Source organism: Streptomyces scabiei 87.22, from assembly GCF_000091305.1.
Classification (GTDB): Bacteria; Actinomycetota; Actinomycetes; order Streptomycetales; family Streptomycetaceae; genus Streptomyces; species Streptomyces scabiei.
Map to the genome: position 1 here is coordinate 9,787,424 of NC_013929.1, position 17,670 is coordinate 9,805,093.

Below are 17,670 nucleotides of genomic sequence, written 5' to 3' on the forward strand. Positions count from 1 at the left end.
CACCATGACCAAAGTGACGATGGCGCATGCGCTGAACACCGCACTGCGCGACGCGCTGAGCGAGGACGAGCGGGTGCTGATCTTCGGTGAGGACGTCGGCCCGCTCGGCGGTGTCTTCCGGATCACCGACGGGCTGACCCGTGACTTCGGCGAGGAACGCTGCTTCGACACCCCGCTCGCCGAGGCGGGCATCGTGGGCCTGGCCGTGGGCATGGCGATGGGCGGCTTCCGGCCCGTCGTCGAGATGCAGTTCGACGCCTTCGCCTACCCGGCGTTCGAACAGATCGCCTCGCACGTCGCCAAGCTGCGCAACCGCACCCGGGGACGGCTCACCCTGCCGATGGTCATCCGCATCCCCTACGCGGGCGGCATCGGCGGAGTCGAACACCACTGCGACTCCAGTGAGGCGTACTACGCGCACACCCCCGGGCTGAAGGTCGTCACCCCGGCGACGGCCGAGGACGCGTACTGGCTGCTGCGGGACGCCGTCGCCGACCCCGACCCGGTGATCTTCCTGGAGCCGAAGAAGCTGTACTGGTCGAAGGAGGAGACCGACCTCCGGCACCGCGAGGCCCTGCCCTTCGGCCGGGCGGCGATCCGGCGGGAGGGCCGCGACGCCACGCTCGTCGCCTACGGCCCGTCCGTCCCGGTCGCCCTGGCCGCGGCCGAGGCGGCGGCGGCCGAGGGCATCGACCTGGAGGTCGTCGACCTGCGCACCCTCGTCCCCTTCGACGACGAGACGGTCACGGCCTCCGTACGCCGCACCGGGCGCTGCCTGGTCGTCCAGGAGGCCCAGGGTTTCGCCGGCGTCGGAGCGGAGATCGCCGCACGCGTGCAGGAGCGTTGCTTCCACTCCCTGGCCGCGCCCGTCCTGCGGGTGACCGGCTTCGACATCCCCTACCCGCCGCCCAAGCTGGAGCACGCCCACCTGCCCGGCGTCGACCGGATCCTCGACGCCGTCGACCGCCTCCAGTTCGCCGACGACCCGGACGTCCGGCACCTGCCGAAGGGAGCGGCCGCGTGACCACCACGACACACACCGAACAGCTGTTCAGGCTCCCTGACCTCGGTGAGGGTCTCACCGACGCCGAGATCGTCGAGTGGAAGGTCGCGGTCGGCGACACCGTGACGATCGACCAGATCGTGGTCGAGGTCGAGACCGCCAAGGCGGCGGTGGAGGTACCGGTCCCGTACGCGGGCAGGGTGCTGCGCCTGCACGCGGAGGCGGGCACGCCCCTGGCGGTGGGGGAGCCGCTGATCACGGTGGGCGCGGCGGCCCCCGGCGGGAACGGCGGTCGCGGCCCGGGCCCGGACGGCCGGTCCGCGGCCGGACCCGCCCCGGAGACCGCCGTGCCCGGCCCGGCGAACGGGGCGGGGGAGCGGGGCGCGACGGCCGCCGCCCGGCCGGACACCCGGGAGGAAGGGGCCCGGGCGGAAGCGGGGCGGCCGGACGTCACCGCGGCGGAGCGGTACCGCGAGGAGGAGCAGGCGGGCTCCGGCAACGTGCTGATCGGCTACGGCACCGGCCACGGCCCGGCCCCTCGCCGCCGACGCAGGCGCCCGGTCCCGTCGCCGGCCGCCGGGGTCGAGGCCGCCCGGGCCTCAGCCGCCGGCGCCTCGGCGCCCGGAGCCTCCGCCGCCGGCGCCTCGGCCGCCGGGGCTTTGCTCGCCGCGCGTGCCGGGCTTCCCGGGGACGGCGATACGACCGTCCATCGCCCGACGTCCGCGGCCGTCCTGACAGGTGGCGGAGTGCCCGCCCCGCACCGGGCCGCGCCCCGCGCCATCTCACCCCTCGTCCGCAGGTTGGCCCGGGACCACGGGATCGACCTGACGGCGCTGACGCCCTCCGGCCCGGCCGGGATCGTGCTGCGCCGTGACGTGGAGCGGGCCGTCGAGTCGTCCCGGCGGCCCGCGCCGCGCCCCGAGCCCGTACCGGCCCCCGAGCCGCGGAGGAATCCCGCACCGGCGGGCCCCGAACGCATCCCCCTGCGCGGGCTGCGCCGTGCGGTCGCCGACAAGCTGTCCCGCAGCCGTACCGAGATCCCCGACGCCACCACTTGGGTCGACGTGGACGCCACCGGACTGCTGCGGGCGAAAAGGGAACTGGGCGCGGCCCGCCCGGGCGGCGGCATCGGGCTGCTCGCCCTGCTGGCCCGCGTCTGCGTCGCCGGACTGGCCCGCTACCCGGAGCTGAACTCCACCGTCGACACCGAGCGCCGCGAGATCGTCCGCTACGACGAGGTGCACCTGGGCTTCGCCGCCCAGACCGACCGCGGCCTGATGGTGCCCGTCGTCCGTGACGCCCACCGTCTGACCACGGTCCAACTGGCGGCGGAGCTGGCCCGGTTGACGGACCTCGCCCGAAGCGGCAACCTCCTGCCGGCGGCGCTGACCGGCGGCACGTTCACCCTCAACAACTACGGGGTGTTCGGCGTCGACGGCTCGACACCCATCATCAACCACCCGGAGGCGGCCCTCCTCGGCGTGGGCCGCATCGTCGACAAGCCGTGGGTCGTGGACGGAGAGCTGACCGTCCGCAAGGTCACGCAGCTGTCGCTCAGCTTCGACCACCGCGTCTGCGACGGCGGCGTGGCCGGCGGCTTCCTGCGGTACGTCGCCGACTGTGTGGAACGCCCGTCGACCCTGCTCGCCGACCTCTGACGGACCCGTCCTCTCCCTCCCTCTGCCACCCGCCGCCACCCCTCCGTGAAGGAGTCCGCCCATGCCCGACGAGGTCTATCTGATCGACGGTGCCCGCACCCCGCTGGGCCGCCATCGTGGAGCCCTGGCCTCCGTCCGTCCCGACGACCTGGCCGCGCTCGTCGTCCGCGAGGCGGTACGGCGCTCCGCGATCCCGGCCGAGGCCGTCGACGAGGTGATCCTCGGCGCCGCCAACCAGGCCGGCGAGGACAACCGCAACGTGGCCCGGATGGCAGCCCTGCTGGCCGGGCTGCCCCACTCCGTGCCCGGATACACCGTCAACCGGCTCTGCGCGTCCGGCCTGACGGCGGTGGCGTCCGCCGCCCAGACCGTCCGGGCGGGCGAGGCCGACCTGGTCGTGGCGGGCGGAGTGGAGTCGATGACCCGCGCCCCCTGGGTGATGGCCAAGCCCGGCACGCCCTGGTCCCGGCCCGGCGAGGTGCACGACACCCCGCTCGGCTGGCGCTTCACCAACCCGCGTTTCCCCGCCGACACCACCCTGTCGATGGGCGAGACCGCCGAGGAGCTCGCCGCCCTGGACGGCATCACCCGAGCCGAGGCGGACGCGTTCGCGCTGCGCAGCCACCGCCGGGCCGTCGCCGCCCAGCATGCCGGCCGGCTCGACCGGGAGATCGTGCCCGTGCCGGTGCCGGACGGCGAGGTCACCCGGGACGAAGGCCCCCGGCCGTCCACCTCACTGGAGCGGCTGAGCGGGCTGCGCCCCTCCTTCCGCGGCGACGGCATCGTCACCGCGGGCAACTCCTCGCCACTGTCCGACGGGGCGGCCGCTGTGGTGGTGGCGAGCGGGGCGGCGGTCGAACGGTACGGCCTCACGCCACGGGCCCGTGTCGTCACCGCCGCCTCGGCCGGGGTCGAGCCCCGTCTCATGGGGCTCGGCCCGGTGCCCGCCACCGCCAAGGCACTGGACCGGGCCGGCTGGGGCATCGGCGATCTGGACGCCGTCGAGGTGAACGAGGCGTTCGCCGCCCAGGTACTGGCGGTGGTGCGCCGCCTGAAGGTCGACGAGGACCGGGTCAACGCCGACGGCGGCGCGATCGCCCTCGGGCACCCGCTCGGCTGCTCCGGCACCCGGATCGTGCTCACCCTGCTCGGCCGGCTGGAGCGCGAGGACGGCCGCCGCGGTCTGGCGACCATGTGCGTGGGCGTCGGACTGGGTGTGTCGCTGCTGGTGGAGCGCGTATGAGCACCACGACGGCAGACTCGTACGCGTACGACACACTCCTCGTCGAGGAACGCGCGGACAGGGTCGTGGTCACCCTGCACCGGCCCGAGGCCCGCAATGCCATCGACGCCCACATGATCGCCGAACTCCACCGTCTCTGTGAGGAGTTGGAGCGCCACCCGCGTCTGCTGCTGCTCACCGGGCACGGGGGAGTCTTCGCCGGCGGTGCCGACATCGCCGAACTGCGCGAACGGGGCCGCGACGAGGCCCTCCAGGGCATCAACAGCCGCCTCTTCGAACGGGTCCGCAGACTGCCCCTGCCCACCGTCGCCGCCGTCGACGGCTGGGCGCTCGGCGGGGGCGCGGAACTGGCCTACGCCTGCGACCTGCGGATCGCCGGCCTCGACGCGGTCTTCGGCAACCCCGAACCGGGCCTGGGCATCCTCGCCGCCGCCGGCGCCTGCTGGCGGCTCAGGGAACTGGTCGGCGAGTCGGTGGCCAAGCAGGTGCTGCTCGCCGGCCGGACCCTCGACGCGCCCGCCGCACTCGCCTGCGGGCTGGTCATGGACGTCGTACCGGCCGAGCGGCTGGCCGCCGAGGCACACGCCCTGCTCGACCGCATGGCCCGCGCCTCCGCGCTCGCCCTGCGGCTGACCAAGCTCGTGACGGACGCCCCCGGCGGCCACCCGGTCGCCGACGACCTCGCCCAGGCCGTGCTGTTCGAGGGCCGGGACAAGCAGGAACGCATGACGCGCTTCCTGGAGAAGAAGGGAGGCCGGGCATGACCTCGGCAGCATCGGCGGCACCCGCCGTCGTAGGGGTGATCGGCGGCGGGCGTATGGGCGCCGGGATCGCCCAGTCCTTCGCCGCCGCCGGGTCGGCGGTGGTGATCGTGGAACAGGACGCCGATGCCACGGACGCCGCCCTGGCGCGCATCGCGGCCGGTCTGCGGCGGGCCGGGGCCGAGGAGGCCGTGCCCCGGGTCACCGCGGTCGCCTCGGTGACCGAACTGCCGCGCGACGCCGACCTCGTCGTCGAGGCGGTCCCGGAGAACGCGGCACTCAAGGCACGCCTGCTCGCCGCCGCCGAACGGAGCGTGGGGGAGGGGTGCGTACTCGCCAGCAACACCAGCTCCCTCTCGGTCACCGACCTCGCGGCGGCCCTGCGGCACCCCGGACGGTTCCTGGGCATGCACTTCTTCAACCCCGTACCGGTCTCCGCCCTGATCGAACTGGTCACGGCACCCGACACCACCGGAGACACCCTGGAGTCCGCCGTCCGTTGGACCAGGGCCCTCGGCAAACAGGAGGTGGTCGTCGGTGATTCACCCGGCTTCGCCAGCAGCCGCCTGGGACTCGCCCTCGGCCTGGAGGCGATCCGCATGGTGGAGGAAGGTATCGCCACCCCGGACGCCATCGACACCGCCATGTCCCTGGGCTACAAGCACCCCACCGGACCACTGCGCCTGACCGACCTCGTCGGTCTCGACGTACGCCTCGCCATCGCCGAACACCTGCACGCCACCCTCGGCGAGCGTTTCGCGCCGCCCCGGCTGCTGCGGGAGAAGGTCGCCCGCGGTGAACTCGGCCGCAAGAGCGGACTGGGGTTCTACGCGTGGCCGTGACCGGCACCCCGCTGAAAAAGGGTTGGACGGGTCGGGGCGCGGGCTTGTAGCTTTCGGTCGGCCGTGACGCCGCCCGAGGAGGTGAGACCCATGAACGCCGTATCGCTGTGGGTGCTCCCCCGTGCCGTCATGGTCGGGCGAACGAAGTAGGTGTCGCCGGGAGTGCCTCGACCACTGGTCACTCCCGAAAGGCCACACCCATGGACTCCGAGCAGTTCACCCCCGAGCCCTCCCCGCCCCACGCGTACGACGTGATCATCGCCGGGTGCGGGCCGACCGGCGCGACGCTGGCCGCCGAACTGCGGCTGCACGACGTACGGGTACTCGTTCTGGAGAAGGAGACCGAGCCCGCGTCGTTCGTCCGCATCGTCGGTCTGCACATCCGCAGTCTCGAACTGCTGGCCATGCGCGGGCTGCTGGACCGCGTACGCGCACACGGCCGACAGCGCCCGGCCGGCGGATTCTTCGCCGGCATCGCCGCACCAGCACCCCAGAACCTGGATTCCGCGCACGCCTATCTGCTGGGCATCCCACAACCGGTCGTCGTCCGCCTCCTCGAAGAACACGCGACCGCGCTGGGCGCGACGGTCCGGCACGGCTGTGCGGTGACCGGCCTTCAGCAGGACGACGAAGGGGCGACCGTCGAACTGGCCGACGGCGAACGGCTGCGCACGCGCTACCTCGTCGGCTGCGACGGCGCCCGCAGTACGGTGCGCAAACAGCTCGGCGTCGGCTTCCCCGGCGAGCCCACGCGGAGCGAGACGCTGATGGGCGAGATGGAAGTGGGTGTGCCGCGGGAGGAGGTCGCCGCCAGGCTGGCCGCGCTCGGTGACACCGGCGGGCGGCTCCGGCTCAGGCCCTTCGGCGACAGGGCGTACAGCGTCGTCGTCCCCGCCGAGGGCGTCACCGATCGGGCGCAGCCGCCCACCCTCGACGACGTCCGCCGACAGCTGCGGGCCGTGGCCGGAACGGACTTCGGCGTGCACTCCCCGCGCTGGCTGTCCCGCTTCGGGGACGCCACCCGGCTGGCCGAACGGTACCGGGTCGGGCGCGTACTGCTGGCCGGGGACGCGGCACACATCCATCCGCCCACCGGCGGCCAGGGCCTCAACCTGGGGGTGCAGGACGCGTTCAACCTCGGCTGGAAACTGGCCGCGCGGATCCGCGGCCGGGCGCCGGAACCACTGCTGGACACCTACGAGGCCGAACGCCGCCCGGTCGCGGCCGACGTGCTGGACAACACCCGCGCCCAGATGGAACTGCACTCCACCGAACCCGGCCCGCGGGCGCTGCGCAGGCTGCTCACCGAACTGATGGGCATCGACGAGGTGAACCGCCGCCTCACCGAGAAGATCACCGGCATCGCCGTCCGCTACGACTTCGGCGAGGGCCCCGACCTGCTCGGCCGCCGCCTGCGCGACATCGAGGTTCGGGGCGGCAGCCTCTACGGTCTGCTGCACCGCGGCCGGGGGTTGCTGCTGGACCGCACCGGACGCCTGACCCCGGGAGCCTGGTCGGACCGGGTCGACCACCTCGCCGATCCCTCCGCGGCGCTGGACGAGCCGTGTGTCCTGCTGCGCCCCGACGGCCACGTCGCCTGGATCGGCGACGACCAGCGGGACCTCGACGAACACCTCGCCCGCTGGTTCGGCGCGGGCACCCGTACGCCGGTCCGACGGCCGTAGCTCCAGGACGGTCAGGAACTGCGCTGCAGCGCTCTGGTGTCGTCCGTGCGGCCGGCCGTCCTCGGCTGCGCCGGCCAGTAGGCGGCGGCGTGGGCCAGCGCGCGGCCCTCCAGCAGCGTGACCATCCGCTCGAAGAGGCGGACGGCGTCCGGGCCGCTCCAGTCCTCGGCCAGCACCTCGCGCGGCAGCCCGGGGTCGCGGAACGGCAGCTTGCGCCAGTGGTCGACGACCGCGAGGTAGGTGACGAAGGCGTGGTCGCCGTCGATGACGGCGGCCTCGCCGAGCCGGTCGGCCTCCTCCTCGTACTGGTCGATGAACTCCCGGTAGCGGCGGTCGATCTCGTCCAGGTCCCAGCCGCCGCGGACCATGGCCGTCAGGTCCTGTCCGGCGACGTAGTCGCCGACGAAGACGGCGCACTGCGCGGTGAGGTCCAGTTCGGCGATGGCGCGCTGGGCGGCCGGGAGCATCCGCGCCGGGGCGATCCAGACCGCCGATCCGATGTTGCCGAAGCCGAGCGAGGTGAGGTGTGCGGTGAGCCGGTGCCGCAGGGCACGAGCGGACTCGGGTACGGAGAAGTTCACGAAGCACCAGCCGTCGCCGAGATCGGCGGGCTGCCGGGCGTGCCAGATGACCTCGTCACCGGCGACGAGCGCCTCCAGGGCGGCCGGGGTCAGGGTGTAGCCCCGCATGCCCGCACGGCTCTCCGAGACCAGCCAGCCGCGTTTCTTGAGCCGGAAGACCGCCGTGCGGACGCTCGGCGCGTCCAGCCCCAGATCGGTCAGCAGCTCGACCGTGCCGGCGATGGGCATCCAGTTGCCCATCTTGCGGACGACGGCGCCGAGGAAGCTCACGAGCACTGTCCGGGAACGCCGGGCGGCCGGTGAGGGCCGGTCGCCTTTGATCGTACTCATTCCAGTGAGTATGCCGGACGGTCCTGCGGTGACCCGACCGGCCCGGTCAGCGCGGCGACCCACTCCGTCGGCCACGGAGCGCTCGCGGCACCACCGTGGTGGTCCCCGCCGATGTGGACGGTCACATAGCGGCCGTGCGCGGCCCGGCGGCGCGGGCGGCCGCGGAACTCCTCGCCCCAGACCTCGAAGTCGAAGGTCATCGACGTGGTGCCGATCCGTACCGGTTCCACCACCGCGCACACGTCCTGGCCGAAGAAGAGCGGCGCCTCGAAGTCGACCTCGTAGCGCACGCGGGGAGCGACCGGGAAGTAGTCGTGCAGGCCGAGCCCGTGCATGAGCGACGCCTCCGCGGCCTCCACGAAGCGCACGACCGTGCCGTTGTGGTAGATCCCGGCCGCGTCGGTGTCGATCCACTCGATCCGTGTCCGGTGCACACCGACCGGACCGCCGGCCCGGAGCGAGGTGCTCACGCGGGCACCGTGCCGGAAGCGGGGGTCCAGCGCAGGTGCACATCGGCGGCGGCCCCCTCGCGCAGCAGCGACAGACGGGGCGCGACCTTGTCGGTGCGGGCGGAGGGCGGCTTGCGGCGGCCCGCCGACCACTGCACCGGCCACCGCGCGCCGGGCCCGCGGTACTCCTGCTCCGCCGCCGCCTGCAGCGTCCACTGCGGGTTGTACAGATGGGTACGCCCCAGCGCGCACAGGTCGGCCCGCCCGGCCAGCAGGATCGAGTTCACGTCGTCGTAGGAGGAGATGGCCCCGACGGCGATCACCGGCACCCCGGCGGGACCGGCCACCTTGTGCCGGATCAGGTCGGCGAACGGCGTCTGGTAGGAGCGGCCGTAGGCGGGCTGTTCGTCCTGGGCGACCTGCCCGGCGGAGACGTCGATGGCGGCCGCGCCGTGCTCGATGAACGCGCGGGCGATGTCCACGGCGTCGTCCCCGGTGTTGCCGTCCGGCATCCAGTCGGTCGCCGAGATACGGACGGTGACCGGGACGGAGGACGGGACGGCCCGGCGCACCGCGTCGAAGACCTCCAGGGGGAACCGCAGCCGGTTCTCCAGGGGGCCGCCGTACGCGTCCGCGCGCCGGTTGGCGACGGGGGAGAGGAAGGACGAGAGCAGGTACCCGTGGGCGGCGTGCACCTCGATGAGATCGAAACCGGCCTCCACCCCGCGCCGGGCGGCACGGGCGAAGTCCGCGACCACCTGGTCCAGGTCCGCACGGGTGGCCTCACGGGGGACATGGCACCCGGCGCCGTACGGCAGCGCCGAGGGGCCGATCACCTCCCAGTTGCCGTCCTCCAGCGGCTCGTCGATGCCCTCCCACATCAGCTTGGTCGAGCCCTTGCGGCCCGAGTGGCCGAGCTGGAGACCGATCTTCCCGCTCGTGCGCTCGTGCACGAACCCGGTGACCCGGCGCCAGGCGTCGCGCTGCTCGTCGGACCACAGCCCCGGGCAGCCCGGGGTGATCCGCCCCTCCGGGGACACGCAGACCATCTCGCTCATCACCAGCCCGGCCCCGCCCAGCGCCTTGGAGCCCAGGTGCACCAGATGGAAGTCACCGGGGACGCCGGAGTCGCAGGAGTACATGTCCATCGGGGAGACGACGACCCGGTTCTCCAGCGCGAGCGGACCGATCCGGACCGGCTGGAACATCGCCGGGGCCACCCCGGGCGCCCGCTGGCTCCGGGCGAACTCCGCCTCCATCAGCGCGGCGAACTCGCCGTCACGCTCCCTGAGACTGTCGAAGGTGATGCGGCGCGAGCGGGTGAGCAGGTTGAAGACGAACTGCGCAGGCTCCTGACCGGCGTACATCCCGATGTTCTCGAACCACTCCAGCGACGCCTGCGCCGCCCGCTGGGTCGACTCGACGACGGGCCTGCGCTCGCTCTGGTAGGCGGCGAGAGCGTCGGCCACCGTCGGATGCTCGTGCAGGCAGGCCGCCAGGGCGAGAGCGTCCTCCATGGCCAGCTTGGTGCCCGAGCCGATCGAGAAGTGGGCGGTGTGGGCGGCGTCGCCGAGCAGGACCACATTGCCGTCGTACCAGCGCTCGTTGCGGACCGTCGTGAAGTTCAGCCACTTGGAGTTGTTGGTGAGGATCCGGTGGCCCTTCAGCTCGTCGGCGAAGATCTCCCCGATCCGCGCGACCGCGTGCGCGTCGGAGACACCCGGCGGGAACACCTCGTCCGTCGTCCGGTCGAAGCCGGCCCGCCGCCAGACGTCCTCGTGCATCTCGACGATGAAGGTCGAACCCGTGGCGGAGTAGGGGTAGCCATGGATCTGCATGGTGCCCCACCGCGTCTGCTTGACGAAGAACTGGAACGCCTCGAAGACCAGGTCGGTGCCCAGCCAGATGTACTTGTTGCGCCGGACGTCCAAGGATGGTCCGAAGACGTCCGCGTACTTCGTGCGGACGGCCGAGTTGAGGCCGTCGGCGGCCAGCACCAGGTCGTGGGAGGTCCGCAGTTCGTCCACGTCCGGTGCCTCGGTCCGGTAGTGGACGGTGACGCCGAGGTCCGCGGCCCTCCGCTGCAGGATCTGCAACAGCTCCTTGCGGCTCATCGCCGCGAAGCCCTGACCGCCGACGGTGAAGCGGCTGCCGCCGAACTCGACGTCTATGTCCGTCCAGCGGGCGAAGCGGCTCTCCATCGCGGCGTGCACCGTGTCGTCGGCGTTGTCGATGCCGCCCAGGGTCTCGTCGGAGAAGACGACTCCGAACCCGAAGGTGTCGTCGGGCGCGTTGCGCTCCCAGACGGTGAGTTCGTGCGCCGGGTCCAGTTGCTTCATCAGGGCCGCGAAGTACAGCCCGCCCGGGCCGCCGCCGACGATAGCGATCCTCATGCTCGCTCCTCCAGGAGCCGACGGAGCTTGAAATGCTGCAGTTTGCCGCTGGGATTGCGTGGCAGGGCCTCCACGAAACGCACCTCGCGCGGGTACTTGTACGGCGCGATCTGCTGTTTCACGTGATCCTGGATGTCCTTCGCCCGCACGGCGTCACCCGCCACCCCGTCCCGCAGGACGACGAACGCGCAGACGATCGCGCCGCGTTCGGCGTCCGGCGCGCCGACGACGGCCGCCTCGACGACGTCCGGGTGCGTGTCGATGGCGGCCTCCACCTCGGGCCCGGCGATGTTGTAGCCGGACGACACGATCAGGCTGTCGTTGCGCGCCCGGTACCAGAAGTAGCCGTCCTCGTCCCGGAGGAAGGTGTCACCGGTGATGTTCCAGCCGTTGACGACGTAGCCGGCCTGCCGCTCGTCGTCGAGGTAACGGCAGCCGACCGGGCCGATCACCCCGAGCAGGCCCTCGGTTCCCGGGCCGAGTTCCTCGCCGTCCGGCCCGAGGATCGCCGCGCGGTAGCCCGGTACGGGTCTGCCGGTCGCCCCGGGGCGGATGTCGTCACCGGCGGCCGAGATGAAGATGTGCAGCATCTCCGTGGCGCCGATCCCGTCGATGACCCGGATGCCGAGCCGGTCGCGCAGTTCCTCCCACAGGCCCTGCGGGATGTGCTCGCCGGCACTGACCGCCCGGCGCAGTCCGGCCAATCGCGACACCTTCCCCGCGTTGAGGATCTGCCGGTAGGCCGTCGGGGCGGTGGCCAGGACGCTCACCCCGTGCTCGGCCACCAGGTCGGCGAGCCGCGGGGGCGGCACGGGTTCGGTGAGGAACGCGCAGGCGCCCGCCCGCAGGGTGAAGACGACCAGCATGCCGAGGCCGAAGGTGAAGGCGAGCGGCGCGGTGCAGGCGACCAGGTCGTCGGACCGCAGCCCGAGCGTGTTCCTGCCGAAGGTGTTGTCGATCGACAGGAGGTCGCGGTGGAAATGGGTGGTGATCTTGGGGACGCCGGTGGTGCCCGAGGTAGGCCCGAACAGCGCGACGTCGTCCGCGGCGGTGTCGACCGCCGCGAAGCGGCCCGGCTTCCGCCCGGCCAGGACGCTGAGGTCGTCGGCCCCGGCGCCGCCGCACGGCACCACGGTCAGCTCCGGTGCGACCGTGTCCCGCACCGCGAGCACCTCGTCCAGGAAACGGTGGTCCACCAGCGCCACGGCGGGCCGCGTCTTCGTCACGATCGGTGCCAGCTCGCGGGCCCGCAGCGCGGTCATGACGGCGACGGCTATGCCGCCGGCCCGGAGCACGCCCAGCCAGGCGGCCACGGCCCAGGGCGTGTTGGGGGAGCGCAGTAGCACCCGGTTGCCGGGCACCAGACCGAGATCCTCGGTGAGCACCTCGGCGATCTGCGCGGAGCGCCGCCGCAGCTCGCCGTAGCTCCAGACCTCACCGTCGGGCGTGCGCAGCGCGGGCCGGTCGGGGCCGAGGGCGGCGGTCGGACGGTCGATCAACTCGACGGCCGCGTTGAGGCGTTCGGGGTACCGCAGCTGGTCGGTGGTGAACTCCAGCACCGGCCAGTCCCCGGCCCCGGGGAGATGGTCCCGGGCGAAGGTGTCGAGGTGGCCCGAGGGCGACAGGGTCATGCCGGTCCTCCCTCGGACAGGGGGCGCGAGGCGCGGAGGCCTGCCGCCCGGATCATTCCCTCCTGGGCGACGGTCGCCAGGTGGGTGCCGTCCGGGGTGAAGAACCGGCCGGAGCCGAGCCCGCGTCCGCCGTCGGCGGCGACCGCCTCCTGCGTGTACAGCAGCCAGCCGTCCGTCACCCCCGCGCGGGGAGCGCGGTGGAACCACATCGCGTGGTCGAGGCTGGCGGTGACCAGGTCCTCCAGGGCCCAGGGCAGGCCGAGGACCCGCAGGACGGGCTCCAGGACGGTGTAGTCGCAGACGTACGCGAGGGCGGCCGCGTCACGCTGTGCGTCGGTGAGTCCGTCCACCGGCCGCAGGGCGTCGAACGGCTTGACCCAGACCGCCTGGTGCGGCTCCCGGGCGCCCTCGACGTCGAGGTAGACCGGACCCGGCACATGGCGCATGTCGAAGCCCCGGCCCTCCGCCCAGTAGCGCTGCGACTCGGCGGTCATCGTGCCCCCGGTCCGTCCCGCGAGGTACTCCGCGGTGCTGGGCAGTTCCTCGGGATCGGGCAGCTCCGTGCCCAGCCAGTCGGGAACGGCGCCGGTGTGTGTTCCGCCGGGCTCGCCCGCCGCGAAGTTCGCCAGGCAGACGTAGAGCGGCTTGCCGTTCTGGTAGCCGCGCACCTGCCGGGTCGCGTAGCCGCGGCCGTCCCGCAGCAGCTCCACCTCGTAGCGCACGTCGGCGCCGATGTCGGCGGGGCGCATGAAGTAGGAGTGCATGGAGTGCAGCGTCTTGCCGTCGTCGACGGACCTCATGGCCGCCGCCGCGGCCTGCGCGACCAGGTCGCCGCCGTACGCCTTCGGCCAGGGGCAGGGCTGGGTGACCGCGGTGAAGGCGAGGTCGAAGCGCTCGGCCTCCACCGGGGTCAGGGTGACGGCGGCGGTGAAGACGTCCGAGGTGGTGTCGGTCATCAGGGGCGGTCCGTCCAGTCGCGCAGGTCCGTGTCCTCGACCTGGGGGAGGTTGACCACGATGTTCTCCGGAGTCCGGGTCGTCATCCAGGTCAGCGGCCTGTTGCGGTCAAGGTTGCACTCGACGTGGGGCAGGAACGGCGGGACGAAGACCCAGTCGCCCTCCGCCATGTCGATGTAGTCCTCGAACCGGGCGCCGAAGTAGATCCGCGCCCGGCCGGAGAGCACGTAGCCGCCGGTCTCCGCCTCACCGTGGTGATGGGGTACGGAGCGGTAGCCGCCGTCGTTGTGGACCTTGCCGAACCAGATCCTGGTCGCCGGGGTGTGCTGGATGCTGACCCCCGAGATCCGGGTGGCGCCGGCGGACTGCCCGGTGTCCCCGGGCTCCGCACCGGCCCGCGTCACGACCGGTACGACCAGGCCGCTCGGGCCGGCGTACATCGAGTTGTCGCCGTCGAGGACGTAGGGCCCGGGGTCGGGCCGCACCGGAAGGGCATGACCGGGGAGGGAAGGATCCGGGAGGGAATGACCCGGGACGAATCGATCGGGATCGGGGTTCACGCGGTCTCCTGGTCGGTCGCGACGGGCAAGAGGCGGAGAGGGTCGGGCAGGAGGAGAAGGAGGAGAAGGAGGGGGAAGCGGGAGAAGGAGGGGAAAACGGGGGGACGTCAGTCGGTGAAGCGCACGGTGTTGCGCAGGGTGCCGATGCCGGCGATCTCGGTCTCCACGACATCTCCGTCGCGGAGGTAGCGCGGGGGCGTCCGGGCCGCTCCGACGCCGCCGGGCGTACCCGTCAGCACGAGGTCGCCGGGCCGCAGCACGGTGAAGGTGGAGATGTACGCGAGGAGGTCGGCGGCGTCGAACACCAGCGTCCGGGTGGTGTCGCGCTGGACCTGCTCACCGTTGACGCGGCAGACCACGTCGAGGCCGGCGGCGGGGTCGATCTCCTCCGGTGTGACGACCACGGGACCCAGGGGAGTGGACGCGTCCCACGCCTTGCCCTGGAACCACTCCAGGGTGCGGTACTGCCAGTCGCGCACGGACAGGTCGTTCGCCACCGTGTAGCCGGCGATTCCGGCGAGCGCGGTCTCCCGGTCCGCGCGCCGCAGGGTCGCGCCCACCACGACGGCGAGTTCGGCCTCCCAGTCGACCTGGAGGCCGCCCGGCAGGACGATGTCGGCATCGGGGCCGGTGAGGGTGTCGGCGTACTTGGGAAAGAGCGTGGGGTGGGCCGGAAGCTCCCGGCCCGTCTCCCGGATGTGGTCGGCGTAGTTCAGTCCGCAGCAGATCACCTTGGTGGGGGCGGGGAGCGGAAGCACGGGAACGGCATCGTCGAGCACGTCGCCGGCCAGGTCCGCGAACCGTTGCGGTGGCGTGGTGGTCAGCAGCGCCGACAGGTCGGGGGCGGGGAGCGCTCGCCACGTGCCTCCGTGGAGGACCGCGGCGCTCGTACCCGCCGTGTGGGAGACGGTCGAAAGACGCATGAGTGATCCCTCTCCGGGCCGTGTTCCGACCCTCGGGGTATTTCATTATGTCTACGACCGTCAGTGTCGTGTCAATAGATGCTACGGTGAGGCGGCAGGCAGCCAGCCACGGCAACGTTCCGCAGGAGCTTTCTATGGCGACCCACTCGGCCCCGGTTCCGATCAACCCCGCGTCCCTGCCCGAGCCCAGCGGCTACTCGCACGGGACACTCAGCGGCAACACGCTCCACCTGGGCGGCCAGACCGCCCTCGACCGGAACATGCGGATCGTGCCCGGCGGCATCGTGGAGCAGTTCCGGCAGGCTTTCACCAACATCCTCGCCACGCTGACGGAAGCGGGCGGCATCCCCGGGGACCTGGTGAGCATCACGATCTACCTGACCGACATTCCCGACTACCAGGCGCACGGCAGGGAGATCGGCAAGGTGTGGCGCGAACTGGCGGGCCCGGTCTATCCCGCGATGGCCGGCATCGGCACCACGGCACTGTGGCAGCCCGAGGCTCTGATCGAGATCGTGGGAGTCGCGGTCATCCCCGATGAGCGGCTGGTGCGGCCCGGGGCCGCGTAAGTACCCCCGGCACATGGTCACTTGGTCCCGTAGCGCGGGTGCGACAAGGCCGCGGCGGAGTGACGGCCGCCGTAGCCGCCGGGGGTGCCGTTCTCCGAGGCGGCCCGCAAAGGCGGCCGGCCGCTCCGATCCCGGATCCGGGATCGGAGCGGCCGTGTGACATCTCCGGCGCGGGCGGCGCTCAGTTCACGTTGACCGCGCTCCAGGCCGCCGCCACCGCGGCGTACTCGGTGCTGTCCGCGCCGTAGAGGTCGCGGGCCGCGTTGAGGGTGGCCGTCCGTGCTCCGGCGTAGTTCGTCGAGGACGTCATGTAGACGGTCAGGGCGCGGTACCAGATCGCGCCGAGCCCGGCGCGGCCGATGCCGGTGACGGTCGAGCCGTTGTACGTCTCCGAGTGGTAGGTGACGCCGTTGATGGTTTTGCTGCCGCTGCCCTCCGCGAGGAGATACGCGAAGTGGTTGGCGACGCCCGACGAGGAGTGGACGTCGAGCCGGGCGACCGCACTGCTCCAGTGGTCGGCCGAGCCGCCGTCCTTGCTCGGCTTGTCCATGAAGCGCAGGGCGGCTCGTCCCAAGCCGGGGCGGACGACCTTCTCGCCGATCAGGTAGTCCCCGGGGTCCTGCGCGTTCCCCGCGTAGAACTCGACCAGCATGGCGAATATGTCGGACGTGGCCTCGTTCAGCCCGCCGGACTCGCCCGAGTAGACCAGCTTGGCCGTTCTGGAGGTCACGCCGTGCGACATCTCGTGCGCGGCGACGTCCAGTCCGACCAGCGGCCCGAAATGGGTGCCGTTACCGTCTCCGTAGGTCATGCAGAAGCAATTGTCGCTCCAGAAGGCGTTGGAGAGGTTCTTGCCGTAGTGGACGCGGTTGAAGGAGCCCCTGCCGTCGTCGGCGATCCCGTTGCGGCCATGGACGTCCTTGTAGTAGTCCCAGGTCATGTCGCTGCCGTACTGCGCGTCGACGGCGGCCGTCGAACGGTCGGCGGTCGTGCCCGTGCCCCAGCGGTTGTCGTCGTCGGTGATGGGGGTGGTGGGGACGCCGCCGCAGGTACCGGCGGTGCATGTGTCGGTCCTGTCGGCCGCGTCGATGGTGTGGGTGTGGCCGCGCGTGGCGTCCTTGAGCTGGTACGCCGCACCGGAGAGGGTCGTCTCCAGCGGGACCGTGCCGCTGTACAGGGACTTGCCCTCACCGGTGACGGTCTCCATGGTGTCCCAGGCATCGATCCGGGCACCGGTGCGGGCATCGGTCAGTACCGTACGGGCGGCCGGGTTGCCGAGCGAGTCCAGCCCGGCGGCTTCCGTGCGCCAGGCCAGTCTCGGGGCGCCGTGCAGGGCGTCGACGACGAGCCGGGGCTCGGCCCCGGCCTGCTGCAGCGCCTCCCCAGGGTGCGCGGCGCGCAGGGCGTTCACGGCGACACGGGCCGCCTTCGCGGCCGGCACCCTCGGGGTGGTGCTCGGAAGGGAGATCGCCGCGCTCGTAGCCCGGTCGGCGTTGCGGAAGGTCCCGTCGGGGTTCAAGTGCACGACGAAATCGCCGCCCAGCACGGGGAGTTGACGGTACGTGCGGTCGTAACGAACGTGCTGGGCGCCGTCCTCGTCCACGACCACGTCCGTCACGGAGGTGTCCTGTGCGGAGGTGAGGCCCAGGGCCTCGGCCCGGTCGACGAGGGCCGCCGCCGCGTTGTCGAGGGCGATGGAACGGGCGGGCCCGTCGGCCGCGTCGGCGGCCGGGGAGAGTAACCCGGCCAGCAGCGTGGCGGTGGTGGTGAGGCCGGCGGTGGCGAGACGGGAGGCCCGGGCGTGCTGCCGTATCCAACTCATCGCGGTTCTCTGTCTCCTGGAGAAAGGCGCCGGTTCGGGCGCGTGTGGGGGGCGCGCCGGAGAGGCGCGTAGGGAGGACGCTGAGAGCGGCGCCGATGGCAGCGCTGATCTTGTCCTGGCATTCAAGAGGCCGCAGCCCTGTCATGTCCATACCCGCACAGCCGTTCCCCGTCGCCGTTCCCCGTACGGCACCTTCCGCCCCGTCGGTCTCCCTGGCCGGTGGGCCGCTGGGAGGGCGCGGCCTCCGCGGCCCGAGGGGACGGG

The 17,670-nt window shown here is 72.5% G+C and carries 15 protein-coding genes; 7 read left to right on the forward strand and 8 right to left on the reverse strand.

Going from position 1 to position 17,670, the window contains the following annotated elements; genetic code table 11:
• Nucleotides 1-4 precede the first annotated feature (4 nt).
• From SCAB_RS41955 to SCAB_RS41980, 6 genes are all read left to right on the forward strand, one after another.
• Nucleotides 5-1,024, forward strand: a complete 1,020-nt coding sequence (locus SCAB_RS41955) for an alpha-ketoacid dehydrogenase subunit beta (RefSeq protein WP_013006147.1) — start codon at nucleotides 5-7, stop codon at nucleotides 1,022-1,024.
• A complete protein-coding gene (locus tag SCAB_RS41960) occupies nucleotides 1,021-2,661 on the forward strand; it encodes a dihydrolipoamide acetyltransferase family protein (RefSeq protein ID WP_013006148.1) in 1,641 nt (546 codons plus the stop codon). Before SCAB_RS41955 ends, SCAB_RS41960 begins: the two co-directional genes overlap by 4 nt.
• A 61-nt stretch (nucleotides 2,662-2,722) precedes the next feature.
• Nucleotides 2,723-3,904, forward strand: coding sequence for a thiolase family protein (locus SCAB_RS41965; protein WP_013006149.1), 1,182 nt, complete (start codon nucleotides 2,723-2,725; stop codon nucleotides 3,902-3,904).
• Nucleotides 3,901-4,668 (forward strand): enoyl-CoA hydratase/isomerase family protein, encoded by a 768-nt coding sequence (locus tag SCAB_RS41970; RefSeq protein ID WP_013006150.1) that lies wholly within the window; start codon nucleotides 3,901-3,903, stop codon nucleotides 4,666-4,668. Before SCAB_RS41965 ends, SCAB_RS41970 begins: the two co-directional genes overlap by 4 nt.
• Nucleotides 4,665-5,507, forward strand: coding sequence for a 3-hydroxyacyl-CoA dehydrogenase family protein (locus tag SCAB_RS41975; protein ID WP_013006151.1), 843 nt, complete (start codon nucleotides 4,665-4,667; stop codon nucleotides 5,505-5,507). Before SCAB_RS41970 ends, SCAB_RS41975 begins: the two co-directional genes overlap by 4 nt.
• Nucleotides 5,508-5,707: 200 nt before the next feature.
• Nucleotides 5,708-7,192, forward strand: coding sequence for an FAD-dependent monooxygenase (locus SCAB_RS41980; protein WP_013006152.1), 1,485 nt, complete (start codon nucleotides 5,708-5,710; stop codon nucleotides 7,190-7,192).
• 11 nt (nucleotides 7,193-7,203) lie between these two features.
• Here the strand turns inward: SCAB_RS41980 and SCAB_RS41985 are convergent, their stop codons facing one another.
• The 7 genes from SCAB_RS41985 to SCAB_RS42015 form a co-directional block, all read right to left on the reverse strand.
• Complete coding sequence (locus tag SCAB_RS41985; protein WP_231885190.1) at nucleotides 7,204-8,103, reverse strand: PaaX family transcriptional regulator; 900 nt, start codon at nucleotides 8,101-8,103, stop codon at nucleotides 7,204-7,206.
• Nucleotides 8,100-8,573, reverse strand: a complete 474-nt coding sequence (locus SCAB_RS41990) for an acyl-CoA thioesterase (protein WP_013006154.1) — start codon at nucleotides 8,571-8,573, stop codon at nucleotides 8,100-8,102. Before SCAB_RS41990 ends, SCAB_RS41985 begins: the two co-directional genes overlap by 4 nt.
• Entirely contained in the window at nucleotides 8,570-10,945 is a 2,376-nt protein-coding gene (locus SCAB_RS41995) for a bifunctional salicylyl-CoA 5-hydroxylase/oxidoreductase (RefSeq protein ID WP_013006155.1), read from the reverse strand. The genes SCAB_RS41990 and SCAB_RS41995 overlap by 4 nt, the downstream gene beginning before the upstream one ends.
• Complete coding sequence (locus SCAB_RS42000) at nucleotides 10,942-12,576, reverse strand: AMP-binding protein (protein ID WP_013006156.1); 1,635 nt, start codon at nucleotides 12,574-12,576, stop codon at nucleotides 10,942-10,944. Before SCAB_RS42000 ends, SCAB_RS41995 begins: the two co-directional genes overlap by 4 nt.
• Nucleotides 12,573-13,532 (reverse strand): acyl-CoA thioesterase, encoded by a 960-nt coding sequence (locus tag SCAB_RS42005; RefSeq protein WP_013006157.1) that lies wholly within the window; start codon nucleotides 13,530-13,532, stop codon nucleotides 12,573-12,575. Before SCAB_RS42005 ends, SCAB_RS42000 begins: the two co-directional genes overlap by 4 nt.
• Nucleotides 13,532-14,017, reverse strand: coding sequence for a cupin (locus SCAB_RS42010; protein ID WP_013006158.1), 486 nt, complete (start codon nucleotides 14,015-14,017; stop codon nucleotides 13,532-13,534). The genes SCAB_RS42005 and SCAB_RS42010 overlap by 1 nt, the downstream gene beginning before the upstream one ends.
• Before the next feature lie 182 nt (nucleotides 14,018-14,199).
• A complete protein-coding gene (locus SCAB_RS42015) occupies nucleotides 14,200-15,015 on the reverse strand; it encodes a fumarylacetoacetate hydrolase family protein (protein ID WP_013006159.1) in 816 nt (271 codons plus the stop codon).
• A gap of 134 nt (nucleotides 15,016-15,149) precedes the next feature.
• Between SCAB_RS42015 and SCAB_RS42020 the strand changes: the two genes are divergently transcribed.
• The gene (locus SCAB_RS42020; RefSeq protein WP_013006160.1) at nucleotides 15,150-15,584 is read left to right on the forward strand and encodes a RidA family protein; all 435 of its coding nucleotides are present in this window, start codon (nucleotides 15,150-15,152) and stop codon (nucleotides 15,582-15,584) included.
• A gap of 181 nt (nucleotides 15,585-15,765) precedes the next feature.
• Here SCAB_RS42020 and SCAB_RS42025 read toward each other — a convergent pair whose 3' ends face one another.
• Nucleotides 15,766-17,406: a M4 family metallopeptidase gene (locus SCAB_RS42025; RefSeq protein ID WP_013006161.1), complete on the reverse strand. Its 1,641-nt coding sequence runs from the start codon at nucleotides 17,404-17,406 to the stop codon at nucleotides 15,766-15,768.
• Nucleotides 17,407-17,670: the final 264 nt, after the last annotated feature.